Annotated in this window: 24 protein-coding genes, 5 tRNA genes and 1 other RNA gene; 6 read left to right on the top strand and 24 right to left on the bottom strand. The window is 65.2% G+C overall.

Annotation, left to right across the window (positions count from 1 at the left end):
- Positions 1-90 precede the first annotated feature (90 nt).
- The 4 genes from ACCQ04_RS05385 to dnaX form a co-directional block, all read right to left on the bottom strand.
- Positions 91-441, bottom strand: coding sequence for a histidine triad nucleotide-binding protein (locus ACCQ04_RS05385; RefSeq protein WP_016902528.1), 351 nt, complete (start codon positions 439-441; stop codon positions 91-93).
- A gap of 105 nt (positions 442-546) precedes the next feature.
- Entirely contained in the window at positions 547-1140 is a 594-nt protein-coding gene (gene recR, locus ACCQ04_RS05380) for a recombination mediator RecR (protein ID WP_016902529.1), read from the bottom strand.
- A gap of 100 nt (positions 1141-1240) precedes the next feature.
- The gene (locus ACCQ04_RS05375) at positions 1241-1561 is read right to left on the bottom strand and encodes a YbaB/EbfC family nucleoid-associated protein (RefSeq protein ID WP_005913896.1); all 321 of its coding nucleotides are present in this window, start codon (positions 1559-1561) and stop codon (positions 1241-1243) included.
- Positions 1562-1567: 6 nt separating this feature from the next.
- Positions 1568-3628 carry a DNA polymerase III subunit gamma/tau gene (gene dnaX / locus ACCQ04_RS05370; protein ID WP_372358698.1) on the bottom strand — a complete coding sequence of 687 codons (2061 nt, stop codon included), beginning with the start codon at positions 3626-3628 and terminating at the stop codon, positions 1568-1570.
- A 235-nt stretch (positions 3629-3863) separates the two neighbouring features.
- On the opposite strand from dnaX, the gene ACCQ04_RS05365 reads away from it, so the two are divergent.
- Both ACCQ04_RS05365 and ffs read left to right on the top strand, forming a co-directional pair.
- Positions 3864-3956 (top strand) — tRNA-Ser (locus tag ACCQ04_RS05365).
- A gap of 69 nt (positions 3957-4025) precedes the next feature.
- An RNA gene (ffs, locus tag ACCQ04_RS05360) (signal recognition particle sRNA small type) lies at positions 4026-4122 on the top strand.
- A 247-nt stretch (positions 4123-4369) separates the two neighbouring features.
- On the opposite strand, the gene ACCQ04_RS05355 is transcribed toward ffs, so the two are convergent.
- The 6 genes from ACCQ04_RS05355 to ACCQ04_RS05330 all read right to left on the bottom strand — a co-directional run bounded on the left by ACCQ04_RS05355 (position 4370) and on the right by ACCQ04_RS05330 (position 8161).
- Positions 4370-4819 carry a molybdenum cofactor biosynthesis protein MoaE gene (locus ACCQ04_RS05355; RefSeq protein ID WP_226426736.1) on the bottom strand — a complete coding sequence of 150 codons (450 nt, stop codon included), beginning with the start codon at positions 4817-4819 and terminating at the stop codon, positions 4370-4372.
- Complete coding sequence (locus ACCQ04_RS05350) at positions 4816-5061, bottom strand: MoaD/ThiS family protein (protein ID WP_024938437.1); 246 nt, start codon at positions 5059-5061, stop codon at positions 4816-4818. Before ACCQ04_RS05350 ends, ACCQ04_RS05355 begins: the two co-directional genes overlap by 4 nt.
- Positions 5058-5555 (bottom strand): cyclic pyranopterin monophosphate synthase MoaC, encoded by a 498-nt coding sequence (moaC, locus tag ACCQ04_RS05345; RefSeq protein WP_024938436.1) that lies wholly within the window; start codon positions 5553-5555, stop codon positions 5058-5060. Before moaC ends, ACCQ04_RS05350 begins: the two co-directional genes overlap by 4 nt.
- Before the next feature lie 76 nt (positions 5556-5631).
- Entirely contained in the window at positions 5632-6663 is a 1032-nt protein-coding gene (moaA, locus tag ACCQ04_RS05340; RefSeq protein ID WP_016902534.1) for a GTP 3',8-cyclase MoaA, read from the bottom strand.
- A complete protein-coding gene (locus ACCQ04_RS05335) occupies positions 6663-7412 on the bottom strand; it encodes an MBL fold metallo-hydrolase (RefSeq protein WP_226426737.1) in 750 nt (249 codons plus the stop codon). The genes moaA and ACCQ04_RS05335 overlap by 1 nt, the downstream gene beginning before the upstream one ends.
- The gene (locus ACCQ04_RS05330; protein ID WP_024938433.1) at positions 7412-8161 is read right to left on the bottom strand and encodes a 3-deoxy-D-manno-octulosonic acid kinase; all 750 of its coding nucleotides are present in this window, start codon (positions 8159-8161) and stop codon (positions 7412-7414) included. The genes ACCQ04_RS05335 and ACCQ04_RS05330 overlap by 1 nt, the downstream gene beginning before the upstream one ends.
- Positions 8162-8181: 20 nt before the next feature.
- Between ACCQ04_RS05330 and ACCQ04_RS05325 the strand changes: the two genes are divergently transcribed.
- Positions 8182-9231: a glycosyltransferase family 9 protein gene (locus tag ACCQ04_RS05325; RefSeq protein WP_126965173.1), complete on the top strand. Its 1050-nt coding sequence runs from the start codon at positions 8182-8184 to the stop codon at positions 9229-9231.
- A gap of 237 nt (positions 9232-9468) precedes the next feature.
- Here ACCQ04_RS05325 and ACCQ04_RS05320 read toward each other — a convergent pair whose 3' ends face one another.
- Positions 9469-9873 (bottom strand): DUF6165 family protein, encoded by a 405-nt coding sequence (locus ACCQ04_RS05320; protein ID WP_184551514.1) that lies wholly within the window; start codon positions 9871-9873, stop codon positions 9469-9471.
- A gap of 256 nt (positions 9874-10129) precedes the next feature.
- Positions 10130-10220, bottom strand: a tRNA-Ser gene (locus ACCQ04_RS05315).
- 197 nt (positions 10221-10417) lie between these two features.
- Here ACCQ04_RS05315 and ACCQ04_RS05310 point away from each other — a divergent pair.
- Complete coding sequence (locus tag ACCQ04_RS05310; RefSeq protein ID WP_024938430.1) at positions 10418-11122, top strand: PP2C family protein-serine/threonine phosphatase; 705 nt, start codon at positions 10418-10420, stop codon at positions 11120-11122.
- A 601-nt stretch (positions 11123-11723) separates the two neighbouring features.
- On the opposite strand, the gene dnaQ is transcribed toward ACCQ04_RS05310, so the two are convergent.
- Genes dnaQ through ACCQ04_RS05295 form a run of 3 tightly spaced genes read right to left on the bottom strand, consistent with a single transcriptional unit; the run spans position 11724 to position 13618 of the window.
- Complete coding sequence (dnaQ, locus tag ACCQ04_RS05305) at positions 11724-12458, bottom strand: DNA polymerase III subunit epsilon (protein WP_226426738.1); 735 nt, start codon at positions 12456-12458, stop codon at positions 11724-11726.
- Between the two features lie 19 nt (positions 12459-12477).
- Complete coding sequence (rnhA, locus tag ACCQ04_RS05300) at positions 12478-12930, bottom strand: ribonuclease HI (protein WP_226426739.1); 453 nt, start codon at positions 12928-12930, stop codon at positions 12478-12480.
- Positions 12931-12961: 31 nt separating this feature from the next.
- A complete protein-coding gene (locus tag ACCQ04_RS05295; RefSeq protein ID WP_024938427.1) occupies positions 12962-13618 on the bottom strand; it encodes a hypothetical protein in 657 nt (218 codons plus the stop codon).
- Between the two features lie 12 nt (positions 13619-13630).
- Here ACCQ04_RS05295 and gloB point away from each other — a divergent pair, with 12 nt between their 5' ends.
- Complete coding sequence (gene gloB / locus ACCQ04_RS05290) at positions 13631-14398, top strand: hydroxyacylglutathione hydrolase (RefSeq protein ID WP_184455170.1); 768 nt, start codon at positions 13631-13633, stop codon at positions 14396-14398.
- Positions 14395-15579, top strand: a complete 1185-nt coding sequence (locus ACCQ04_RS05285; protein WP_226426740.1) for a lytic transglycosylase domain-containing protein — start codon at positions 14395-14397, stop codon at positions 15577-15579. Before gloB ends, ACCQ04_RS05285 begins: the two co-directional genes overlap by 4 nt.
- 657 nt (positions 15580-16236) lie before the next feature.
- Here ACCQ04_RS05285 and ACCQ04_RS05280 read toward each other — a convergent pair.
- The 9 genes from ACCQ04_RS05280 to tig form a co-directional block, all read right to left on the bottom strand.
- Entirely contained in the window at positions 16237-18207 is a 1971-nt protein-coding gene (locus ACCQ04_RS05280; RefSeq protein WP_226426741.1) for a peptidyl-prolyl cis-trans isomerase, read from the bottom strand.
- A gap of 165 nt (positions 18208-18372) precedes the next feature.
- Positions 18373-18449, bottom strand: a tRNA-Asp gene (locus ACCQ04_RS05275).
- A gap of 95 nt (positions 18450-18544) precedes the next feature.
- Positions 18545-18621: transfer RNA gene (locus ACCQ04_RS05270), tRNA-Asp, on the bottom strand.
- Positions 18622-18649: 28 nt separating this feature from the next.
- Positions 18650-18724 (bottom strand) — tRNA-Val (locus tag ACCQ04_RS05265).
- 11 nt (positions 18725-18735) lie between these two features.
- Positions 18736-19008, bottom strand: coding sequence for a non-specific DNA-binding protein Hbs (gene hbs / locus ACCQ04_RS05260; protein ID WP_024938423.1), 273 nt, complete (start codon positions 19006-19008; stop codon positions 18736-18738).
- Positions 19009-19222: 214 nt separating this feature from the next.
- Complete coding sequence (gene lon / locus ACCQ04_RS05255) at positions 19223-21694, bottom strand: endopeptidase La (protein WP_016904733.1); 2472 nt, start codon at positions 21692-21694, stop codon at positions 19223-19225.
- A 145-nt stretch (positions 21695-21839) separates the two neighbouring features.
- Entirely contained in the window at positions 21840-23126 is a 1287-nt protein-coding gene (gene clpX, locus ACCQ04_RS05250; RefSeq protein ID WP_003483788.1) for an ATP-dependent Clp protease ATP-binding subunit ClpX, read from the bottom strand.
- A 125-nt stretch (positions 23127-23251) separates the two neighbouring features.
- The gene (gene clpP, locus ACCQ04_RS05245; protein WP_002806026.1) at positions 23252-23878 is read right to left on the bottom strand and encodes an ATP-dependent Clp endopeptidase proteolytic subunit ClpP; all 627 of its coding nucleotides are present in this window, start codon (positions 23876-23878) and stop codon (positions 23252-23254) included.
- A gap of 98 nt (positions 23879-23976) precedes the next feature.
- Complete coding sequence (gene tig, locus ACCQ04_RS05240; protein ID WP_024938422.1) at positions 23977-25269, bottom strand: trigger factor; 1293 nt, start codon at positions 25267-25269, stop codon at positions 23977-23979.
- Positions 25270-25323 lie beyond the last annotated feature (54 nt).

Genomic DNA, 25323 nt, shown 5'->3' with positions numbered 1-25323 from the left:
CGCAAAAACGCCGCTCGCAGGGAGCGGCGTTTTTGCTTATGCGATACGGCTGCTCGAACAGGCGCTGATGCGCTCGATCGTGTAACCAGGTCAGGGCGTGCCGAACCGTCCCAGCGGCGCGCCGGCCAGCAGATGCAGATGAATGTGGAACACCGTCTGGCCGGCATGCTCGCGGCAGTTCATCACGATGCGATAGCCGTCCTGCGCCAGCCCCTGCTCGCGTGCATACGACGCTGCAGCGAGTGCGAGCCTGCCCACCAACAGCGCCTGCTCCGGCGGCACATCGTCCAGCGTGGGAATCGCATGCTGCTTGGGAATAAACAGCACATGCACCGGCGCCTGCGGTGCGATGTCCTGAAAGCCCAGCACCTCGTCGTCTTCATAGACGATGTTGGCCGGGATTTCGCGACGAATGATCTTGCCGAAGATGGTGTCGGTCATGGGTGGGGATTGGGGATTGGTCATGAGGGATTGGCAAGAGCTTACCGCGCGCTTGTGATGTTTTGCTTTTGCCAATCCCCAATCCCGCCTCCCCAATCCCCGCCCTCAAAGCACCTCACCCCGGGTGCCAAAGGCATGCGACAAGGTGCCGCGATCGACGTATTCCAGCTCGCCGCCCAACGGCATGCCCTGCGCGAGCCGGCTCGGGCGCACCGCATGCTGGCGGGCAAGCTGCGCCAGGTAATGCGCGGTCGCCTCGCCTTCCACGGTGGCATTGGTGGCGATGATCATCTCGGTGACCTCACCGGTGGCCAGACGCTCGCCGAGCCGGTCCAGGCCCAGCTCGCGCGGGCCGATGCCGTCCAGCGGCGACAGCCGGCCCTGCAGGATGAAGTACAGCCCACGGTAGCCGGTGGCGTGTTCGATCGCCAGGCGATCGGCCGGCGATTCCACCACGCACAGCTGCTGCCGGTCGCGGCTGCTGCTGGCACAGATCGCGCAGATCTCCGCCTCGGTGAAGTCGCGGCATTGCACGCAATGGCCGACCTTTTCCACCGCATTGGCCAGCGCCGCAGCCAGGCGGCGGCCACCCTCGCGCTCGCGTTCGAGCACGTGGTAGGCCATGCGCTGGGCCGATTTCTGGCCCACACCCGGCAATACCCGGAAGGCCTCGATCAGTTGTTCGAGAAGAGAGGACATTGGGTGGCCGGGATTGGGAATTGGAGATTTGGGATTCGCAAATGCAGAAGCGGATCTCGCTTCCAGCCAATCCCCAATCCCGACTCCCGAATCCCCTCGCTCAGAACGGCAACTTCATGCCCGGCGGCAGCTGCATGCCGGCAGTGGCCGAGCCCATGCGGTCCTTGGATTCGGCGTCGATCTTGTTGGAGGCGTCGTTGAAGGCGGCGGCGATCAGGTCCTCGGCCATTTCCTGGTCAGAGAGGATGCTCGGGTCGATGCGGACCTTGCGGCACTCCTTGGCGCCGGTCAGCGTCACGCTGACCATGCCGCCGCCGGCGGTGCCGGTGACTTCCAGCTTGGCCAGTTCTTCCTGGGCGCGCTGCAGGTTTTCCTGCATCTTCTGCGCCTGCTGCATCAATTGGGCAATGTTCCCACGCATGTGTCGTTACTCGTCGTAAGGGCGGATGGAATCGGGGACGACGCGCGCGCCTTGCTGCTGAATCAGCTGCTGCACGTTCGGGTCGTTCATGAACGCTGTTTCGGCCGCGCTCTGGCGCTCGCCTTTCTGGCGACTGGCCCGCTCGTGCAGGGTCTCGACATCGGCGTTGCCGGTCTCGATGACGATGCGCGGCGTATTTCCCAACTCGGGCGCGAGTGCCTGCGCAAGGTTGGCGATGGAACGCTCGGAATTGAGGTATTCGAAGCCCGGTGCCAGCGCCAGGCGCAACACGCCGTCGCGATGGCCGATGAAGGCGGCATTGGCGGCGAGCTGTCGCGAGGGGCCATTCAAGCCGCTGCGGGTGACCAGATCCAGCCATTGCTCGGCGTCGGCGATGTGGCCGTTGTCGAGCAGGGGCGACGGATCGGTTGCCGATGCCGATGCCGATGCCGATGCCGGTGCCGGTGCCGGTGCCGATATGGAGGGTGCGGCAACCGATGGCCTCGACATCACCGCCGCTGCAGATGCAGGCACCTCAGCCGCTGCGGCAACTGCCATCGCCGCTTCGGGCGCAGCCGCAGCGGGCAACGCCGTATCGCCTGCTGCGGGTGGCGCCATTGCCGCCTCCGGCGCCAGCACGGGCGCCGCCGCAGTGACGGGGGCAGTGTTGGCACGCACCGGCGCATCGTCCATCGCCCAGGGCGGCGTGTCGTCGCTGCGCGTGGGAGCTGTCGATGGGCGGCTATCGGTCGATGCCTGCGCAGCGGGCAGCACCACGACAGGCGCGGGCGCAGCAGCGACCGGCGCCGGCGCGGCGACCGCAGCCACGGCAGCAGGCGCGGCCTCCAGGTCGGCCGGTTTCGCCACCGCTGCGGGTGCTGGTGCGGCTGCCACCGGCGCGGCGGCCTGCACGCCAGTTGCCGCAGAACGCGCATGACCGCCGGCGCTGGCACCACGTCCATCGTCGCTGCCGCCAGCCGGCACTGCCGCCGCTGGGCGGAAGGCCAGCATGCGCAGCACCGCCATCTCGAAACCGGCGCGCGGACTCGGCGCCAGATACAGATCGCGACGGCCATTGAGCGCCATCTGGTACCACAGCTGCACCACTTCCGGCCGCAGCTGCGCGGCATAGGCAGTCGGGTCGATGCCATCGCCGACGAATGCCACCGACGGCACCAACTGCTGCACCTGGATGCGGTGCAAGGCCTCGGCCAGCGCCTCCAGCACGCCGCTCCAGTCGGGCGAGAACTCGGCCAGCGCGGCGACCACCTGCATCAGGCGCGCGCCATCGCCGTCGGCCAGCGACTGCAGCATCGCGCCGACCTGGGTGCGATCGACCGTGCCGAGCATGGTACGCACCACGTCCTCGCGCAGCGCGCCGCCGGCATAGGCAATGGCCTGATCGAGCAGCGACAGACCGTCGCGCAGCGAGCCGTCGGCGGCCTTGGACAGCTGCACGATCGCCGATGGATCCGATTCGATCTGCTCGGCGGCCAGGATCCGGGTCATTTGGCCCTGGATCTGGTCTTCGTCCAGCCGCTTGAGATTGAACTGCAGGCAGCGCGACAGCACGGTCACCGGCAGCTTCTGCGGGTCGGTGGTGGCCAGCAGGAACTTCACGTGCTCGGGCGGCTCTTCCAGCGTCTTCAGCAGCGCATTGAACGCCGCCTTGGAGAGCATGTGCACTTCGTCGATCAGATAGACCTTGAACTTGCCGCGCGAGGGCATGTACTGGGCGTTCTCGATCACCTCGCGCACATCGTCCACACCGGTGTTGGACGCGGCGTCGATTTCCAGCAGGTCGATGTAGCGGCCGGCGTCGATATCCAGGCAGGCCGGGCACTGGCCGCACGGATCGGCACTGGTGCCGGTCTCGCAGTTCAGCGATTTGGCGAAAATGCGCGCGATTGTGGTCTTGCCCACGCCGCGGGTGCCGGTGAACAGGAATGCGTGGTGCACACGCCCACTGTCGAGCGCGTTACTGAGCGCGCGGACCACGTGTTCCTGGCCTACGAGTTCGGCAAAACGCTTCGGGCGCCACTTGCGGGCGAGAACAAGATAAGACATCGGGCAACCAGCTTCCTCTGAACCGATATTGTGCCACGGCACGTCAAGTGGATCGTTCAGCGGCCGTGCGCCCCGGCGTCGCCACCCACCGGAGGACTGCCGGACAGCGTCGGGGGCCGGCCAGACACCTGCGCTGGCACCGTCACGCCCGACCGGCAGATCCTTTACCTTGTTAATGGCGCCCGTGGCGGCTAGAATCCCGCTCCTGCCGACGACCTGGTCGCACGGCAGGTACGGAGAGGTGTCCGAGTGGTTGAAGGAGCACGCCTGGAAAGTGTGTAAGCGTCTAAACCGCGCTTCGGGGGTTCGAATCCCCCTCTCTCCGCCAGTTTCATGATCCTGCAATGCGATTGCATGGATCCAGGGTCACGCCAGTGACCCACGTCTTATGGTGGCCCCGTCGGTCCCTCGCGACGCTAGATCGAAAATCCCGCCAGGGCCGGAAGGCAGCAACGGTATCGATTGATGCGGGCGCCGAGGTCAACCGGCGGGGACACCACCCCAACCCAGACTGATGGCGCATCGACAGATGCCGCACGCATTCGGCGCGTAATGCTGACGGTGTGAAGCCGCCACTGCGACGCGGCACTTTGCGGCCATGCTCAAGGCTGGCCAGTGATTTGCACCGGCTGCAGCGATGGCTCGGAAATATGCGCAGCGTCAGGCACTTTCCGGCGCGCTCAACCGGCGGACACCAACTGATCTCTTGATGTTCCCGCAGCGCCTGACCTGCAAGACGCGCTACTGCGTCTGCGACTCCGGATGCAGCCAGCCGGCATCGCCTTCCAGGTAATGTTCGTGCTTCCAGATCGGCACGCGCGCCTTGACCTCGTCGATGATGAAGCGGCAGGCATCGAATGCGGCGCCGCGATGCGCCGCGCTGACGCCGACCCATACCGCCATGTCGCCGATGCGCAGCTCGCCCACGCGGTGCACGCAGTAGGCGTTGACGATGGCAAACCGACCCATTGCCTCGTCGAGCACGCGCTGGCCTTCGGCCTGCGCCAGTGCGGCGTAGGCCTCGTAACGCAGCCCGGCCACGCTGCGGCCCTCATTGTGGTCGCGTACCCAGCCTTCGAAACTGGCGAATGCGCCGGCATGCGGGTGCTCCAGCGCAGCGCGCAAGCTGTCGACCGGCAAAGGCACCTCGGAAAGCGCAAAGAGGGCGGAAGTCTGCTCGCTCATACTCAACCTCCCGACACCGGCGGAATAAACACGATTTCACTGCCATCGCGCACGCCGTCCTCCCAGCGCGCAAACGCGCCATCCACCGCCACGCGCAGCTGCGCCGGCGTCCAGCGCAGGCCATGGCGCGTATCGAGTTCGGCATATAGCGCGCGCAGGTCCTGCGCCTGCGATTGCACCTGCTCGCTGGCAATGCCTGCTGCCTCACGCAGGCTGGCGAAATACAGCACTGTCACTGTCGTGCTCATTGGCTTGCTCCGATATCGCGCTTGCCACCACGTTTGGACACCAACCTGGTCGGGCCGATGCTCATGCTGTGCGACAACGCCTTGCACATGTCGTAGACCGTCAGGGCCGCCACGCTGGCGCCGGTGAGCGCTTCCATTTCCACACCGGTGCGATGCACGCAGCGCACCGTGCAACGGATGTCCAGCAGCTGCTCGCCCGCCCAGTCGATCTCGAACCGGCAGGCATCGATCGGCAACGGATGGCAGAACGGAATCAACTCGTGCGTGCGTTTGACCGCCATGGTGCCGGCGATCACCGCGGTTTCCACGATGCCGCCCTTGGCGCTGCGCAAGCCGTTGGCGCGCAACTGCGCGGCGACGGCGGCCGGAAAACGCACCCGGCTTTGCGCGGTGGCGCTGCGCGCGGTGACCGCCTTGTCCGAGACATCCACCATCGTGGGCAGTCCGGAATCGTCCAGGTGGGTCAGGCGTGCGGAACGGGATTTTGCAGGCATGGGAAACGACACGATGACAGGCGCTCAGGATGCGACATTCTCGGTGAACGGGGCGCCTGGATGGAACAGCAGTGCCTTACCCGCCGATCAGGAACATCTCCACCGGCTTGCCACGGCGCGGTGTCGATGCGCGCACCTCGCTGTAGCGGTCGCCACGCACGCTCCAGCGCGCACGCAGATGCTCGGACAATCCATGCTCACCCTCGGCCAGGGCCGGCTTGAGGTCATGGCCCTGGCTGGCGAACAGGCAGGTGTACAACTGCCCGTCGGCCGACACGCGTGCGCGCTGGCAGTCGCCGCAGAACGGCACGCTGACCGAACTGACAAAACCCACCTCGCCGGCGCCATCGGCAAATGCATGCCGCTGCGCCACTTCGCCGGTGTAATTGGCATCCAGCGGCAGCAATGGCCAGCGCGCGTGGATGCGCGCGTGCAGTTGCGCCGAAGTCACCACCGCATCGGCGGTCCAGCCATTGCAACTGCCCACATCCATGAACTCGATGAAGCGCAGCACATGGCCGCTGCCACGGAAGTGCTCCACCAGGGGCAGCACCTGATCTTCGTTGACGCCACGCTGCACCACGCAGTTGATCTTCAGGCGCTGGAAGCCGGCCTGCTCGGCAGCGGCGATACCGGCCAGCACCTGCGCGATCTCGCCACGGTTGCCACTCATGCGTCTGAACAGCTCCGGATCCAGCGCGTCCATGCTGACGGTAATCCGGCGCAGCCCGGCCTGGCGCAGCGCCACCGCCTGACGGGCGAGCAAGGTGCCGTTGGTGGTCAGCGCCAGATCCTCGATGCCCTCGATCGTGGTCAGGCGCGCAATCAGGCTGGGCAGATCGCGACGCAACAGTGGCTCGCCACCGGTCAGGCGTACCTTGGTGACGCCGACCGAGACGAAGGCACGCACCAGCGTTTCCAGCTGATCGAAGCTCAGGCGCTGCTGCGCATCGAATCCGTAGTCGTCGGGCACGCGATCGGCCGGCATGCAGTAACCGCAGCGGAAATTGCAGGCCTCGATGACCGACAGGCGCAGGTCGCGCAGCGGCCGGCCATAGCGGTCCTGCATCGGCGCGGCGGTCAGGTTCGGCAACAGCAGGGCGCCCATCAGGGCACCATGGCGGCAGTCGGCTCCGCCAGCGGCAGATGTTGACCAGGCACGGCCACGCGATGACCGCGTGCGCGGAGCACGTCGCCGTCGGCGTCGCTGGCGTAGTGGTACAGCAGCATGCGGTTCAACAGGTCCTGCGGGTATTCCCGCTCCAAATCGTCCACCCCAGTATGCGACGGGTTGCCGTGAACGCCGCAGTCATGCGCGATGAGCTCGCTGTCATCGGCATAACGGGCCATCATTTCCGGGATCGGCCGGGTGTCGCCACTCCAGACCAGCGCCCCCTTCAGCCGCAGCCCGTAGGCGGTCTCCGGCCAGTGGTGGCGCGCCGGGAACACTTCCAGCCGCACCCCGTCGTGCCAGAACGCGTCGCCGACCGGCACCAGCTGGAAGGCATCCCAGAAGTTCGCGCCGCCCTCGGCCAGCACGTTGGGGTAGTCGGCGATCCGCCGCTGCAGCAACGGCACCACCGGCGCCGGCACGTACAGGCGCGTGCGCCCGCGGCGTTGGGAGAAATAACTGTCCACGAACAGCCGTTCCAGCCCGCCGACGTGGTCCAGGTGCACATGGGTGATGAAGACCGCCTGCGGCAGATGACCGTACTGTGCCTGGTAGGTAGTCAGCCCTTCGCTGCCGCAATCGATGGTCAGCCACGGCGCGCCGGCGCGCTCGATGGTGGCCATCGGCGAACCGAGCGCCACCGCCGACGCATTGCCGACCCCTTGCACCCGCAATGCCCAGTTCATCAGTAGCCCCGGCCCCAGGCCAGTTCGTAGGCGCGGTGCAGGCGCTCGTAATCCTTGTCGACCTCTTCGCGGCTGCGGTTGCCGCGCAATTTCAGCAGCGAGCGATGCAGGCGCTTGAGATTGCGTTCGCGCCAGCGCGTGGCCGGAATGCGCAACACGCCGCGGTCGAAATCGATCAACCAGCCATGCCCGCCGGCATCGAACAGGATGTTGTGCGCGTTGAGATCGGCATGATCCAGGCCGGCGCGATGAAAGCGCGCGATCAGCCGCCCGGTTTCTTCCCATGGCGCACCGCGCCCGGCGACCTGCGCATGATCGGCGAGCGAGCGCACGTTCTCCAGGCGCTCCATCAACAAGGCAGCGCGATAGCTCAGCCCCTCGCGCAGATAACAGGCCGCCAACGGGCGCGGCACCGGCAACTTGCGCTTGAGCAGTTCGCGCATCAGTCGGAACTCGGCAAAGCTGCGCGTGCGCCCGGCGCCTTTCCACAGATAGTGATCGCGACTCACGCGCGCGGCCATGCCGCCGCGCAGGTACTGCCGCAACACGCTGTGACCGAACGGCGCATCCACGAACCACGCCCCACCCCGCCCGCCTTCATCGACCGGCCGTGCCCTGTCGCCCCAGCGTTGCGGCGAAAACAGCCCGGCATCGGCTTGCCGCAGCCGTTCGCGGTCGAACAGAATGGCGCCATAGCCGCGGCCTTCGCGGTACGGCGCCAGCGCTTCAGTGGCGTCGAAAGAAACCATCTATCGAGTCTAACAACACCATGGCTTCTACGCCCGCTTCGTTATGCCTGCTGCGCCTGTCCGCCCTGGGTGACGTCACCCATGTGGTGCCGCTGGTGCGCACCCTGCAGGCGGGATTTCCGGCAAGCCAGCTGCATTGGATCATCGACAAGGCCGGGCTGAAATTGCTCGACGGCCTGCCCGGCGTGCAGTTCCATGCCTACGACAAGCGCACCGGCGTGGCCGGCATGCGCGCGCTCCGCCGCTCGCTGGCGCCATTGGGTCGCTTCGATGCGCTGCTGCAGATGCAGGTGGCCTTGCGCGCCAATGTGCTGTCGGCCTTCGTACCGGCGCAGCGGCGGATCGGCTATGACCGCAGCCGTTCCAAGGACCTGCACGGCCTGTTCGTCAACGAGCGCATCGCCGACCGCCCCGGCATCCACGTGCTCGACGCCATCGGCAGCTTCGCGCAGCCACTCGGCCTGACCCAGACCCAGGTGCGCTGGGACTTGCCGGTTCCCGACGAGGCGCATCGCTGGGCACGCGCGCAATGGGACGACGATGGCCGCCCGGTGCTGATGATTTCGCCGTGCTCCAGCCACGCACGCCGCAACTGGTATCCCGACCGCCATGCCGCGCTGGCCGACCACGCTGCAGCGCAAGGCTGGCGGGTCGTGCTGTGCGGCGGCCGCAGCGAGCTGGAACGCAGCACCGCCGATGCCATCGTCGCAGCCGCGCGCACGCCGTTGCTGGACCTGGTCGGCAAGGACACGCTCAAACAACTCCCCGCCCTGCTCGCCCGCGCAGAGCTGGTGGTCACCCCCGATTCCGGGCCGATGCACATCGCCAACGCGATGGGCACCAAGGTGCTCGGCCTGCATGCGGCCAGCAACCCGCTGCGCAGCGGCCCTTACTCGGACGTGCGCTATTGCGTAGACCGTTACGACGCGGCCGCCCGCAAATACCTGGGCAAGCCGGCCGACCAGCTGAAATGGGGCACCAAGATCGAGTTCGACGAGGTGATGGCGCTGATCACCGTGGACGATGCGATCGCCGCATTCGAGCGTTATCGCAGCGATCATCCGCGCTGAGAATCGGCGTCGGATCGTCGCTCGAACAGGCGTTCAATCGTTGCGCAGCTGCGCGCTGCGCCGCGGTGCAGACGCCCAGGACAGCCGGGAAGCACGAGCCAAACACCGCCGGCTCACGTCCGCGGCAGCCAATCACCGCGGTGCCGGCCGACTCGAAGTGTGGCGGCGCACCAGAAAGCCCCGCGCACCCACCGACCACCACGTGTATCGGCTACGCAGACCTGCGGTCAGCGGCTCTCAGACACCACTAGCGCGGTAGTCCTGATACGACTTCTCTTCCACGTACGACGAACCCAGCGCCAGGTTGATCTCTTTCTTGATGCGCGCGCGTTCGTCGTTTTCGATATAGACGCTGCGCGCCAGCTGCACGAAGCTGTCGTCGAAGGTCTGCGACTGCTCCTTGAGCCGGATGTCGTCCTCGATCACCCACAGCCGCTCGTTGACGGCCTTGAGCGCCGCACGCAGACGCACGATGTCGTGGCCGGCGGCCGGATGCGCCATCCAGCTGGTCTCCAGCGCGGACAGCTCGCTGCGCACGTTGGCCAGCTTGACGGGGTCGCTCATGCGCTCGGACTTGATCTGCAGGATCGCGATCTTGTCGAGCAGCTCACCAAAGGACACGGGCACCAGGATCTCGGACATGACAGGCCTCCAACGGATATCGGGCGGATTGTAGCCAGCACAGCAGCGCGCGGCGGCGACACATAAACAAAAGCCCCCTTGCGGGGGCTGATGCGAATCTGGCGGAGAGGGGGGATTCACTCGGCACTTCGTGCCTTCGCCCTGCGGGCGGCTTCGCCGTGCAGACAGCGCTGCTGTCTGTCGAACCCGGGGCTTCTCACCCCCCAATGCCGCCGGCGAAACTCACGCGGCACTGGCACAACTGCTCGCCTCAATCTGGCGGAGAGGGGGGGATTCGAACCCCCGAGGCGCTATAAACGCCTGCCTGATTTCGAGTCAGGTACATTCAACCGCTCTGCCACCTCTCCAGATGGTCCCCAGTGTCCCGGGGCCGTGCATCATACGGGCACCGGCGCCCAGCCACAAGCGGCCCGAGCCGGCATCGCCGGCACGATCGAAGGTCCGGGCGTGAACCCGCCCTGCGGCACCCGCGATCGGCGTGTTGCTGCGGGCCGGCTGCCCCGCGATGATGGTCACGCACCTCCTTCCTTGGCGACCCGCCCCCATGCTCGAATTCGGACACCTTACCCATGTCGGCCTGCGCCGTGACCTCAACGAGGACACGTACTACGGCGACAGCGAGCTGGGGCTGTGGCTGGTGGCCGATGGCATGGGTGGGCATGCCTGTGGCGAGGTGGCCAGCGCCCTGGCACGCGAAACCATCGTGCGCGAGGTGCGCGCCGGCACCCCGCTGGCCCAGGCGGTACGCATCGCCGACGAAGAGATCATCAAGACCTCGCGTCGCTGCAACGACACCTTGCCGATGGGCACCACCGTCGTCGCCGCGCGCGTGCTGGGCCAGCGCTTCGAAGTGGCCTGGGTCGGCGACAGCCGCGCATATCTGTGGCGCGACGGCCGGCTGGCGCAGCTGAGCCAGGACCATAGCTATGTGCAGGAACTGATCGCCCAGGGCACGCTAACCAGCGAACAGGCGCGCGCGCATCCGCATCGCAATGTGGTGACCCAGGCGCTGGGCGTCACCGATCCGGTCCACCTCAATGTCGCCACCATGCAGGGTGAGCTCAAATCCGGCATGCAACTGCTGCTGTGCAGCGACGGTCTCACCGAAGAAGTCGACGATGCCGCGATCGCCGCGACTCTGTCGCAGGCCGATTGCAGCGCGCAGGAATGTGTCGAATGCCTGGTCGCCGCCGCACTCGATGGCGGCGGCTCGGACAACATCACTGCGATCCTGGTGCGCAGCTACTGAAAGCGGCCAACAAGACCTAACGAGCGCCCGGCTGGCGGTGAGCGCAGAATTTCGTTGGTCGCATATGGTTGGATGCAGACAAACGCTTGGTCGGTCCAGGGTACGGTGTCCTCACCGCCTGCGAACCACGCCGTCAATCTAGCCCTGAAGACTCGCTTGCAGCATCCAGGCCGCCCAGGGTCCCGGAACCGACAAGAGCGCTGCACCAGAGCAGGAGTCGGCTGCCTGGTTAAATACCATGCACATCGACCATCTCGACGGGTCCTTGCCCGCCCACCGTCGCGAGACCTTACGCGGCATGGATGCAGCGTAAGAGCCTACACGGACGTACTTGCGGCGTGTCCCGCGATGGTGGGTGGGCAAGGGCCCTGCAGCCAGGCCGCAGATCACCGGCCTACAGCCAAGAGCAAGCTCATCGCGCTCCGCAATAGACCGGATTGAAGTAGCTGTTAGCCGCGCAAAGCACGGGCATCGAACCCGCACGGCAGCCATCATGTGCGCGCTACTCACGCCCAGAATCGCCAGGCTTCAGCGGCGCACTGCACCCCCCACTACATCGCCGCCCCGCGCGACAGCCGGACACCCGTTGCCGACAGCCGCACTACCCGGCAGCAGCCACCTCTTCAACCGGCGCATCCCACAACGCGCGTCCGGCCTTCTTGCGCAGGTAAGCCAAGCGCGCCTCGTGCGCCTGCGACTCCGACGCGGTCACCACCACCCGTGCGCGCGGCAACAGCAACGCCGGATCGAAGGTGATCATGCCCTCCCCATGCTCGCTGCGCTGGCCGGCATCGGCGCTGGCAAAGCCAATTTCTTCCTGGCCCGAGGTCAGCGCGATGTACACATCGGCCAGGATCTGCGCATCGAGCAAGGCGCCATGCAACTGGCGATGCGAGTTGTCCACGCCCAGGCGCTTGCACAAGGCATCCAGCGAGTTGCGCTGCCCCGGATAGCGCTCGCGCGCCATCATCAGGGTATCCACTACGGTGGCGCGATCGACGATACGGCCGTAGTTGTCGCCCAGCAGCGACAGCTCGTTGTCCAGGAAGCCCAGATCGAACGCGGCGTTGTGGATGATCAGCTCCGCGCCGTCGATGTAGGCCAGGAACTCCTCGACCACATCGGCGAACAGCGGCTTGTCGGCCAGGAACTCCAGGGTCAACCCGGTCACTTCCTGCGCACCCGGTTCGAAATCGCAATCGGGCTTCAGGTAGCGATGGAAGTTGTTGCCGCTCGGACGCCGCTCCAGCAGCTCCACCGCACCGATTTCGACGACGCGGTTGCCCTTGCGCCATTCCAGGCCGGTGGTTTCGGTATCGAGAATGATCTGACGCATGAATCCTCTTGCTGATTGCTTACGCGGTTGCGCTGCCACCGCGCTGGGCGATGGCCTGACTGCGGGCGAGCACGTCGACGCGCTCGTTGTCCGGGTCACCATTGTGGCCTTTCACCCAGCGCCAATCGATGCTGTGGCGTTGCGTGGCTGCATGCAGGCGCTCCCACAGTTCACGGTTCTTGACCGGGTCGCCGCCGGCGGTTTTCCAACCGCGGCGCACCCAGCCGGACATCCACTCGGTAATGCCCTGGCGTACGTATTGCGAGTCGGTATGCAGCACGATCTGGCATGGCTCGGTGAGCGTTTCCAGCGCCATGATTGCCGCCATCAACTCCATGCGGTTGTTGGTGGATGTGGCTTCGCCGCCGGACAATTCCTTCTCGCGGCCGTTGTAACGCAACAGGGCCGCCCAACCGCCCGGCCCGGGATTGCCGAGGCAGGAGCCGTCGGTATGCACTTCAATGGATTTCATCAGCTTCTGGTGTTTGGAAAGTGGTCGGTCGTCAGATCGTGGCTACAGGCTGCGGCCAGCGCGAGGGCATCGCGATCGGGGTCGGCCCGATCGAAGCGGCGGCGCGCTTTTCCACTTCGAGCAGATACACCGCGCGCCAGGGTGCGCGATCGGTGCCGGTAACGCCACGCCCGGTGCGCCAGATCGGCCCCAGGTAGCGCTCGGTCTCCACGCATTGCAGCCCCGCACGCTGCGCCAGCAGCCGCCAGCGATCCGGCCGCAGCGCCACCGGACCGCGCCGCGCCCAGCGAAAGCGGTACGGGCTCAGCGGATTGAGCGTGAACAGCCATAGCCGCCCGCCCGGCATCAGCAACCGCTCGCATTCGGCCAGGAATTCCGCCGCGCCGCCCACCACCGCATGCTGCACCACGATGGCCTGCAGGCTTTCGGTCGGCAACGGAAACGGCATGGCGCAACGCGCATCGCCCGCAAAGCGGCCAGCGCTGCGAGTCAGCCGCAGCCCGCGCCCTTGCAGCAGCTCGCGCGGCGGCAGCTCGGGCGTCGGCGTCAGCCACAACCAGGGCTGCGAGGGACGCGTTTGCAACGCCGCAAGCGCCAATTTGCGCTCCAGCAGGAGCAGGCTGCGCCCTGCACCTGTTTCAAACCAGGATGAGACGCCAGCTTGACGGGAGAATGGCGTGGCAGGCATGGTCCCAATTCTATGCGACTGACCGCCCTGCCCGCATTCGACGACAACTACATCTGGGCGCTGGTCGCCAGCGATGGCCGCGCAGTCATCGTCGATCCGGGCCAAGCCGAGCCGGTGTTCGCCGCCGCAGAGCGCGAAGGCTTCAGCCCCAGCGCCGTCCTGCTGACCCACCACCATGCCGACCACATTGGCGGCGTGGCAGCGCTGCAGCAGCGTTGGCCGGACCTTGCACTGTACGGTCCGGCCGACCAACGCATCCCGGCAGATGCCCACCGGGTGGGCCAGGGTGATCGCTTGAGCCTGCTTGGCAACAGCTTCGATGTGCTGGAAGTGCCCGGCCATACCAGCAGCCATATCGCCTTCGTCACCGAACGCCATCTGTTCAGCGGTGATACCCTGTTCAGCCTAGGCTGTGGGCGGATGTTCGAAGGTACCGCTCCTCAGATGTTCGACGCGTTGCAGCGCCTGGCCTCCCTGCCTGGCGAAACACTCGTGTGTTGCGGCCATGAATACACCTTGGCCAATGCGGTCTTTGCGCTGCACGTCGATCCCACCAACGCTGCCTTGCAGCGCCGTCAACAGGAAGCCCAGGCCATGCGTCATGCAGCCCGTCCTACCCTGCCGATTTCGCTCAAGAGTGAACTGGCCACCAATCCGTTCTTACGCACCAGCAGTCCCGAAATCCGCGCTGCGGTGGCATCTCGCGCAGGTGGGGCAATTTCCTCTGAAGTTGACGTTTTCGCCGAACTTCGGCGCTGGAAAGACGAATTTCGCGCATGAGGCGCCTGCTTCTGGCAGTGCTGACCGCATCAGCGGTCATCGCACCCGCAGCCGCATCGTCCAACGACGCAAGCCGCTCCAAACCCGCAGAGAGCTCGATCGCCCAGACCGCCACACCCCAGGTGCGCAACGGTCGGGAGATCTTTTCGTCGTTCCTGGACGGTCGCGCCGATCCAGGCTGCGACAGCGAACATAGCGATACCCGCTGGGAACAACATTTCTCGCGCGCGCCGGCCCGTCTGGCAGACGACGCACAGGATGTCTTGCCGCTGTTCGGCTACGTGGTCGATGAATTGCGCGAAGCCGACATGCCGACCGAATTTGCGCTGATTCCGTTCGTCGAGAGCGGTTATCGCCCGGGCGCCCGCAACGGCAGTGGCCCCGCCGGCCTCTGGCAGTTCATCGCTACCACTGCGCGCAACCACCATGTGCCGGTTGGCGCGCAATACGACGGACGCCTCTCGGCAGTGGACTCCACCACGGCGGCGGTGCGTTATCTCAAGACGCTGTATGGCATGTTCGGCGGCGATTGGCGCCTGGCGCTGATGGCCTACAACGCGGGCGAGTATCGCGTGCTGCAGGCCATGCGCACGGCCGGCATGAACGCGCAGAACGCTCGCCCGTCCGAATTGCCCGGCATGTCCAAGGTCACCTACGAGTACGTGGAAAAGCTGCACGCGCTGGCCTGTGTGCTGGACCATGCGCAGCAGCAGGGCAATCTGCTGACCTCGCTCGATCGCCCGGTACCGGTACTCACCGAACATGCATTGCCGGCCGGCACCAGCCTCAACGCCTTTGCCGGACAACGTGACATCGAGCCGCAGTTACTGGCCCGGCTGAATCCGGCGCTGGCCAGCGCCCGCGCCGCGCCGCGCGGCGTGCACGTGCTCGCCCCGATCGCACCTGTGCAGCCAGGTGCGACAGGCGCCGTGGTCGCATCTGCCGACACGGGCAGCACTGCGGACAACAGCGCTGCCACTCCCACGGTCGTTGCCGCCGCGACGACGGATGCCTCCAGGCCACAGGCGCGCACCACGCATACGGTCCGCAACGGCGAATCCGCCTGGGCCATCGCACGCCGCTACGGCGTGACCGTCACGACACTGCTGACCAGCAATGGCCTGGACAAGCGTGCCGTGCTGAAGCCCGGCATGGTGTTGTCGTTCGAAGACACACCCTGACCTAAGCCGCCTGCGTCCGGCGCCGTTCCGGCGCCGCTGACACCACAGCGGCATGCTTTTCGTCGACCTTGCACGGGGAAGTTGAGCGCCGCGCTGCGCAGGAGTAGGTCGGCTGCGAAGAGAGCGCCTGACACTTACCTTTTGCGTGCGCTGCTTGCGACGCCGTATGGAATCGGAAACGGGCGTACTCGCAGCCGATTGGCCCGCTATCGTTGCAAGCCGACCGACATCGCAGTTGATCGAGCGCGCTTGCAGCGTCTGCCGCCAACCGACAGGCAGCCACCCGTAGGCGCACCAAACGCGCAACCCGACACTGGCTTTTCTGGCCTGGCAGATTGGCTCGGCAGATCAGCACGTTGAATGACGCACGTCTTCGCAACCGCACGCCTGCAATCCTGACGCGCGAAATCCGCAACCCCGGCAGACCTATCCCAAACGGATGGCAATACGCACGACGTCAGATCAGTTGCGGCGGGCCATCGCAGTGTCTTAGCCAGTTGCTGCGGGAATCCAGTGCCTGGTCCACGCAACCACAGACTCGCCGCAGCGCCAGCGGCGGGATACCCCACACGAACACTGGCACCTGCGCACAACGGCATCGGCCAAAGAAAAAGCCCGGTTCCCCGGGCTCTTTCTCCACCAGTCGAACAGCAGCGGTTACAGCTGCGCCTCTTCGATCTGGATCTTGTAGCGCTTGCGCATTTCCTTGACGTACGCCTGCGCCGCATTGTTGCCGTCGATCTGGCTCAGCTGCTCGCGCAGCATGGTCTGCTGCTCGGCCGGCATCTGCTTCAGGTCGCCCGGGGTCGCCTTGCTGATGACAAACACCGCAAAGCGCCCGCCATCCAGCTCCACCTTGCCCACCGACGGCTTGCCGTCGGTCGGACGCGGCGCGCTGAAGATGGCGCGGTTTGCCGCCGGCGTCGGAATCGGCGCGGTGCGCGGCAAGCCCGGGATCGGCTGCACCTGCAACTTCTCGCTGGCGGCCAGCGCCTGCAGGGTCTCGCCTTTCTGCACACGTGCCAGCAACGCGTCGGCAGCCGCTGCGGCGGCCTTCTCGGTGCGGTCCGCGCGGACGGCGGCGATCACCTTCTCGCGCACCTTGTCCAACGGCAGGGCCGCCTCGGCGGTGTGGTTGGTCACACGCAACACCACGCTGTGGTTCGGACCGATGGTGATCGGATCGCTCACCGTGCCGTCCTGCACCAGCGTTTCGGAGAATGCCGAACGCAGCACCGCCGGATTGGCCGCAATACCGCTCGCATCGGCGCGCGAGAACGGACCCAGCGTCTGCACCGGCAGACCGACCTGCTTGGCTGCCGGCTCCAGCGCGGTGGGATTCTTGTAGACCTGATCCACCAGCTTGCCGCTCACATCCGTAAATGCCTTGTCGGCATCGGCCTTGAGCTGCTCGGCGGCAAGCTGATCGCGCACCTGCTCGAACGACTTGCCCTGGCCGCCCTTGACCTCGCGCAGCTGGATCACGTGGTAACCGAACTCGCTCTTGATCGGGCCGACCACCTCGCCAGCCTTCATCGAGAACAAGGCATCTTCAAACGGCTTGACCATCGTGCCCTTCTCGACCCAGCCAAGATCGCCACCAGCGCCCTTGGAACCAGGGTCTTGCGAATTGGCTTTGGCCAACGTGGCAAAATCGGCGCCGGGCTGCTTGGCTTCCGCAGCCAGCTTGGCCGCTTTCTCCTCGGCGGCTTTCTGCGCGGCAGGATCGCTACCGGCGGTGATCAGGATGTGCGACGCCAGACGCTGATCAGGCTCGACAAAACGCGCCTTCTCTTCGTCGTAGCGCTTGCGCAGCGTCGCCTCGTCAGCGGCGGTTGCCGGCGGCAACTTGGCGGCATCGAGTTCGACATACTCGATCGTCACCGTCTCCGGCTGACGGAAATCCTGGGTATGCCCGTCGTACCACTGCTTGATCTGTGCATCGCTGACCGGCGCCGTATCGGCGGCCGGTGGCGGCAGCATGGCCAGCTGCACGTCACGCGTTTCGCCCATCAGCTTGAGCAAGCGCTCGAACTCGGCCTTGGTCGCAAAGCCCGACTCGGCAATCGCCTGCGGAATCACCGACTGCTGCAGGCTGTCGCGCACCAACGCATCGAACTGCGCCGGCGTGCGCGGCGGCGTGCCCTGCGCAAGTGCAGCGCGGTACTGGTCGGGACTGAATTTGCCGTCGACCTGGAATGCCTGAATGCCGGCGATGTAATCGCGCACCGTCGCATCGCCGATCACGATGCCGGCATCTTCGGCACCCAGACGCACGACTTGCTCGTCGACCAACTGGTCGAGCACCTGCAATTTGTTTTCGCGGGATTCGAACGTGCGCGGATCGAAATTCTCGCCCTGGCGCTGCCGCTCCTGCATGCGCGCCTGCTCGAAGCGGGCGCGGAAATCCTGCGTACTGATTTCATGGTGCTGCCACAGCAGCGAAACCGGCCACCACGACGGCGCCGATTTCCACCATGTCGGCGGTGCCTGCACCTTGGCCACGTTATTGGCGCCAATGCCGCCAAGATAGCTGTTGTCGATGACGAACAGGAACGGAATCATCAGCAACCCCAGGATGGCGGTAGCGATCCAGCCTGACGTCTTGTCGCGAAGTTTCTGCAGCATTGGCAAATCACGGCCTGTGGGCGAGCCGCGCAGTGTAACGCGCCTGACGCCGGGCACCCAGCCCAATCCCGCACCGCACCGGATCCGACATGGCTTTCGGCGCGCAATTGCCGCCATAGCGGCCAAAAAAAAGCCCCCGGCACGGAGCCGAGGGCTTTGTATAACTGGCGGAGCGGACGGGACTCGAACCCGCGACCTCCGGCGTGACAGGCCAGCATTCTAACCAGCTGAACTACCGCTCCGCTTTAAACTTGGACTGCTGCTTCTCCACCATTTCCGCAATGCGAATCCGGTGGAGAAAACGAAGCCCCCAATCGCTCAGGGGCTTCGGTATAACTGGCGGAGCGGACGGGACTCGAACCCGCGACCTCCGGCGTGACAGGCCAGCATTCTAACCAGCTGAACTACCGCTCCGCGCTTGAAACATTTGCCTGGTGCTTAATGGTGGGTGCTGAGGGTTTCGAACCCCCGACCCTCTCCGTGTAAGGGAGACGCTCTACCGCTGAGCTAAGCACCCTAGCGAGTCGATTAGTTTACTGCATCCTTCAGGGCTTTGCCAGCCTTGAATGCAGGATTCTTCGAAGCAGCGATCTTGATGCTGTCGCCGGTCTTCGGATTGCGGCCGGTACGCTCAGCGCGCGCGCGGACCTGGAAGGTGCCGAAGCCGACGAGGGTGACGGCATCGCCCTTCTTCAGCGCCTTGGTGATTTCGCTCACAACCGCGTCAACAGCGCGGCCGGCCTCAGCCTTGGAGATGTCAGCGGCAGCGGCAACGCCATCGATCAATTCGGTTTTATTCATTCTTGAAACTCCCTTTGCGGCAGATGCCGCGGAATCGACAATCGGCGCTCTTGCCGTTAGCGAAGAACCCGACACAAGTGGTATCGCATGACGCATCACAATTTGCCGCGCCCACGAGTCGTGCATTTATACCAGCGCCCCCAACCGCACGCAAGCCAAAACCCAATAACGACGCGGGTTTTGGCTTGTTTTGCCTGGGTTTAGACAAGCGGTTTTAGTGCTTGACGCGAGTACCGGGAGTAGTGCGCGACTTGCCGCGGACCGCAACCCGCGAAGCCGTCTTGCGGGCCTTTTCCTTGCCCGCCTTCTTCGGTGCCAACGGACGTTCCAACGCGAGATCCAGCACTTCGTCGATCCACTTGACCGGCACGATCTTCAGATCGCGCGTGACGTTGGCCGGGATGTCGGCAAGATCCTTGCGATTCTCGTCGGGGATCAACACGGTGCGGATGCCACCGCGCAACGCTGCCAGCAACTTTTCTTTCAGGCCGCCAATCGCCGACACGCGACCACGCAAGGTGATCTCGCCGGTCATCGCCACATCGGCGCGGATCGGCACCTTGGTCAACACCGACACCAGCGAGGTCACCATCGCGATACCGGCGCTCGGGCCATCCTTCGGTGTCGCGCCATCGGGCACATGCACGTGCACGTCCTGCTTCTGCAGGAAATCCACGTCGATGCCGAGTCGCTCGGCGCGCGAACGCACCACCGACAAGGCGGCCGATGCCGATTCCTTCATGACGTTGCCAAGCTGACCGGTCAGGATCAGGTTGCCTTTGCCCGGCACCAGCGTGGACTCGACCTGCAGCAGCTCGCCGCCGACTTCGGTCCAGGCCAGGCCGGTGACCAGGCCGATTTCGTTCTCTTCTTCGGCACGGCCGAAATCGAAGCGACGCACGCCCAGATACTTGTCGAGATTCTTCGCGTTGACCGTGACCAGGGCCTTGGGCTTGCCCTTCTTGGCGACCACCTTCTTGGCATCCGGCTGCGGGCCGGCAAGCGCGATCTCCTTGACCACCTTGCGGCAGATCTTGGCCACTTCGCGCTCGAGGTTACGCACGCCCGATTCGCGCGTGTAGTAACGCACGATGTCCTGGATCGCATCGCTGCCGATCTCGATCTCTTCCGGCTTCAGGCCGTTGGCCTTGATCTGCTTGGGCACCAGGTAACGCATGGCGATGTTGAGCTTCTCATCCTCGGTGTAGCCGGGGATGCGGATGACTTCCATGCGATCCAGCAACGGACCGGGAATGTTGAGCGAGTTGGAGGTAGCGACGAACATCACCTCCGACAGGTCCAGGTCCACTTCCAGGTAGTGGTCGTTGAAGGAGTTGTTCTGCTCCGGATCGAGCACCTCCAGCAGCGCCGAGGACGGGTCGCCACGGAAGTCCATCGACATCTTGTCGATCTCGTCCAACAGGAACAGCGGATTCTTGCTGCCGACCTTGTTGAGGTTCTGCACCAGGCGGCCGGGCATCGAACCGACATAGGTCCGGCGATGGCCACGGATCTCGGCCTCGTCGCGGATACCGCCCAGGCTCATGCGCACGAACTTTCGGTTGGTCGCCTTGGCGATCGATTGCCCGAGCGAGGTCTTGCCCACGCCCGGCGGCCCGACCAGGCACAGGATCGGCCCCTTCATCTGCTTCACGCGCGACTGCACGGCCAGGTACTCGAGGATGCGTTCCTTGACCTTGTCCAGGCCGTAGTGATCGGCGTCCAGGGTGTCCTCTGCGACCTTCAGGTCCTTGCGGACCTTGGTGCGCTTCTTCCACGGCACGCCCAGCAGCCAGTCCAGATAGTTGCGCACCACGGCCGCTTCGGCCGACATCGGCGACATCTGCTTGAGCTTGTTGAGCTCGGCCTTGGCCTTGGTCTCGACCGGCTTGGGCATGCCCGCCTCGGCGATCTTGCGCGCCAGCTCCTCCAGCTCGCCCGGCGCATCGTCCAGATCGCCCAGCTCCTTCTGGATCGCCTTCATCTGCTCGTTGAGGTAGTACTCGCGCTGGCTCTTTTCCATCTGCGACTTGACGCGGCCGCGGATGCGCTTTTCCAGCTGCTGCACGTCGATCTCGCCGTCCACCAGCCCGACCAGCAGCTCCAGCCGCTCGCCGATCTCGGTGATTTCCAGCAGGCGCTGCTTGTCGGCCAGGCGCACGCCAATGTGCGCGGCGATGGTGTCGGCCAGACGCCCCGGCTCGTCGATGCCGGCCAGGGTCTGCAGCAGCTCCGGCGGCAGCTTGCGGTTGGTCTTGACGTACTGCTCGAACAGCGACATCAGCGAACGCGCGATGGCTTCCACTTCGCGCGGCTCACGCGCGTCGCTGGCTTCGATCTCGATGCCCTGGCCCTGCAATGCGCCATCCAGCTCGACGACCTTGTCGACGGTGACCCGTGACAGACCTTCGACCAGCACCTTGATGGTGCCGTCGGGCAACTTGAGCAGCTGCAGCACCTGCGCGAGCGTGCCGACGGTATAGAGGTCGCTGGCGGTCGGGTCGTCGGTTTCGGCCGACTTCTGCGCAACCAGCAGGATGCGCTTGTCCGCCTCCATGGCTTTTTCCAGCGCGCGCATCGACTTGTCACGGCCGACGAACAGCGGAATCACCATGTGCGGAAACACCACCACGTCGCGCAGCGGCAACACCGGCAGATCGAGAACTTCTGGTTGGGACTGGGCCATGGGGCGCTCCGCAGGAATGGGGGTTTTGGGGCGTAAAAAAAGCCGATGGCCCCGTTATGGGGCCATCGGCCAGGTGTTGCAAGTAGCGTTCGGAAACCCTTTATCCGCGAGCGAGGCCGGGGCCCGGCGCGACGGCATCCAGGCCTCAGTCGCCGGACGCGGCCTTGGCGGGCGCCGGTTGCGCCTGGTAGATCAGATACGGCTCGGATTTGTGCTCGATCACCGACTCGTCCACCACCACCTTGCTGACATTTTCCTGCGAGGGCAGCTCGTACATCGTGTCCAGCAGCACCGATTCGACGATGGTGCGCAGACCACGCGCGCCGGTCTTGCGCTTGAGCGCCTTCTTGGCGATCGCCGACAGCGCGTCGGGGCGGAACTCCAGCTCCACGCCTTCCATGTCGAACAGCTTCTTGAACTGCTTGGTGATGGCGTTCTTGGGCTCGGTCAGGATCTTGATCAGCGCCGGCTCGTCCAGTTCCTCGAGCGTGGCGACCACCGGCAGGCGGCCGACGAACTCGGGGATCAGGCCAAACTTGATCAGATCTTCCGGCTCGACCTCGGCCAGGATCTTGCCGACTTCCTGCTTGCGCTCACTGCTCTTGACCTTGGCACCAAAGCCGATGCCGCCAGCGTCGTTGGAACGCTGCTGGATCACCTTGTCCAGCCCGGCGAACGCGCCGCCGCAGATGAACAGGATGTTCTTGGTGTCGACCTGCAGGAATTCCTGCTGCGGATGCTTGCGACCGCCCTGCGGCGGCACCGAAGCCACCGTGCCTTCGATCAGCTTCAGCAGCGCCTGCTGCACGCCTTCGCCGGACACGTCGCGGGTAATCGACGGGTTCTCGCTCTTGCGCGAGATCTTGTCGATTTCGTCGATGTAGACGATGCCCTGCTGGGCCTTCTCGACGTCGTAGTCGCACTTCTGCAGCAGCTTCTGGATGATGTTTTCCACGTCCTCACCGACATAGCCGGCTTCGGTCAGCGTGGTGGCATCGGCGATCGTGAACGGCACATTGAGCAGGCGCGCCAGCGTTTCGGCCAGCAGCGTCTTGCCCGAGCCGGTCGGACCGACCAGCAGGATGTTGGATTTCGCCAGCTCGACGTCATCGTTCTTGCTGCGGCTCTCGATACGCTTGTAGTGGTTGTACACCGCCACGGCGAGCGTGCGCTTGGCGCGCAACTGCCCGATCACGTATTGATCCAGCACCTCGAGAATCTCGCGCGGCTTGGGCAGACTGGAGCGTGCCGACTGCGCCTTCTCTTCGAGTTCCTCGCGGATGATGTCGTTGCACAGCTCAACGCACTCATCGCAGATGAATACGCTGGGACCGGCAATCAGCTTGCGGACTTCATGCTGACTCTTACCGCAGAACGAGCAGTAGAGAATCTTGTTGCTGTCGCCGGAACGACCTTGGCGGTCTTCGCTCATGCTTCTGTTACCCAGTTACCCCACCCGATGCACGGGGGTTCGATTTCGAGAATAGCACAGGGTCGGGAGGACATCCGCCCAGCCCGACCCTGCCGGTTTTTCCTGCAATTTCAGCAATCTGGCGATCAAGACGGCTGGATCGACTCTTCCGGACGGCGTTCCAGCACCTGGTCAACCAGGCCATAGGCCTGCGCATCGACCGCACTCTTGAAGTTGTCGCGCTCGGTATCGCGCGCAATCGTCTCCAGGGATTGGCCGGTGTGCTTGGCCAGGATCTCATTCAGACGCGAACGCAGGGTCAGGATCTCACGCGCATGGATGTCGATATCAGTGGCCTGGCCCTGGAAGCCGCCCAGCGGCTGGTGGATCATCACGCGCGAGTTCGGCAGCGCATAGCGCTTGCCGGCCGCACCCGATGCCAGCAACAGCGCGCCCATCGAGGCGGCCTGGCCGACGCAGATGGTGCTCACGTCCGGCTTGATGTACTGCATGGTGTCGTAGATCGCCATGCCGGCGGTGACCACGCCGCCGGGCGAATTGATGTAGATGCTGATGTCCTTTTCCGGGTTGTCCGCTTCCAGGAACAGCAGCTGGGCCACGATCACGTTGGCCATGTGGTCGTCGATCGGACCGACCAGGAAGATCAGACGCTCCTTCAGCAGACGCGAGTAGATGTCATACGCACGCTCGCCGCGGCTGGTCTGTTCGACCACCATCGGCACCAGGTTCAGGGCTTTGGTCACAATGCTCATCAGTCTTCCTGTAGTGGCAGCAGCTTGCGCCGATGCCCGGGTTTGACATCCGCATCCCAGCCATCGGGATGCGGGTTGGTGTCACGCGGTCGCTTACCTTAGACCCGAATGGCGTCCTGGAACGACAGCGACTGCTCGGTGTGCTGGGCGCGCTCGGCGATCCAGTCGATCACCTGCTCTTCCATGACACGGCTCTGCAGTCCACTCATCAGTTGGGGGTCGTTGCGGTACATCTCAATGACCTGCTCCGGCTCTTCGTAGGTCGAGGCGATCAGACGCAGCGTTTCGCTGACGCGCTTGGATTCCAGGCGCAGCTCGTTGCGACGGGCCACCTCGCCCACCAGCAGACCGACCAGCACGCGCTTGGCAGCCGCGTCCATGAAACCCTGGTGGGCATCGGCCGGAATCTCGCCCGGGTTGCGGCCGCTGCGGCGGACCTGCTCGACCTGCTGCGCCAGCATCGAACGGGCTTCGTTCTCGACCAGGCGCGGCGGCATTTCCACGTGCGCATAGGCGGCGATCAGCTGCTCGCCCACTTCGCGACGCAGGCGGTTCATCAGCGCGCCCTTGAGCTCGCGCTCCAGGTTGGTGCGGATGTCGGCGCGGAACTGCTCGGCATCGCCACTCTTCACGCCGAAGCTCTTGATGAACTCCTTGTCCACCACCGGCAGCACCGGCTCGGAGACCTCGACCGCCTTGACGTGCACCTGCACGGTCTTGCCGGCCAGCTGCGGCACGCGCCACTCGGCCGGGAAGTCGATGGTCAGGGTCTTGTCTTCGCCCTTGGCCAGGCCTTCCAGGCCCTTTTCGATCTGGTCGAACATCACGCCCGAGCCCAGCACGCTGCTGCCGGTTTCCACGCCTTCGGCGGGCAGACGCTCGTCGCCGGCCTGCGACCAGGTCTCCAGCGCCACCAGGTCACCGACCTGCGCGCCGCGCTCGACCGGGTTCCAGGTGCGGCGCTGCAGACGCAGGTTCTCGATCATCTGATCGATGTCGGCATCGGTCACTTCGGCGGTATGACGCACCACCGACAGCTTGGCCACGTCGATATCGCCGAAATCCGGCACCACTTCGAAGGTGGCGACGAAGTCGAAATCGCTCTCGCCCTGGTCGATACGCGGGTTGCCGGCCAGACGCAGCGAATGCTCGCGCACCGCCGAATCGAAGGTCTCACGCAGCAGGCCTTCCATCGCCTCGGCACGCACCTGCTGACCGAAGCGCTGCTCGATGACCTTGGTGGGTACCTTGCCCGGGCGGAAACCCTTGATGCGCGTGGTCCGCGCAAGTTCGCGCAGGCGGCCACCGACATGCGTCTCCAGGCGCTCCTGCGGCAGGGTGAAGGTCAGGCGGCGTTCCAGATTGCCGGTGGATTCGATCGATGCTTGCATGTTGACTCCTGCCACCGACTGCACAAGCGTCGGCACGAGATGGAAGATGCGGGT

It is taken from the genome of Xanthomonas sp. NCPPB 2866 (genome assembly GCF_041475745.2).
In the GTDB taxonomy this organism is placed as follows: Bacteria; Pseudomonadota; Gammaproteobacteria; order Xanthomonadales; family Xanthomonadaceae; genus Xanthomonas; species Xanthomonas arboricola.
Note: the sequence above shows the minus strand (reverse complement) of the source record. Positions and strands in the feature narration are given on the sequence as shown.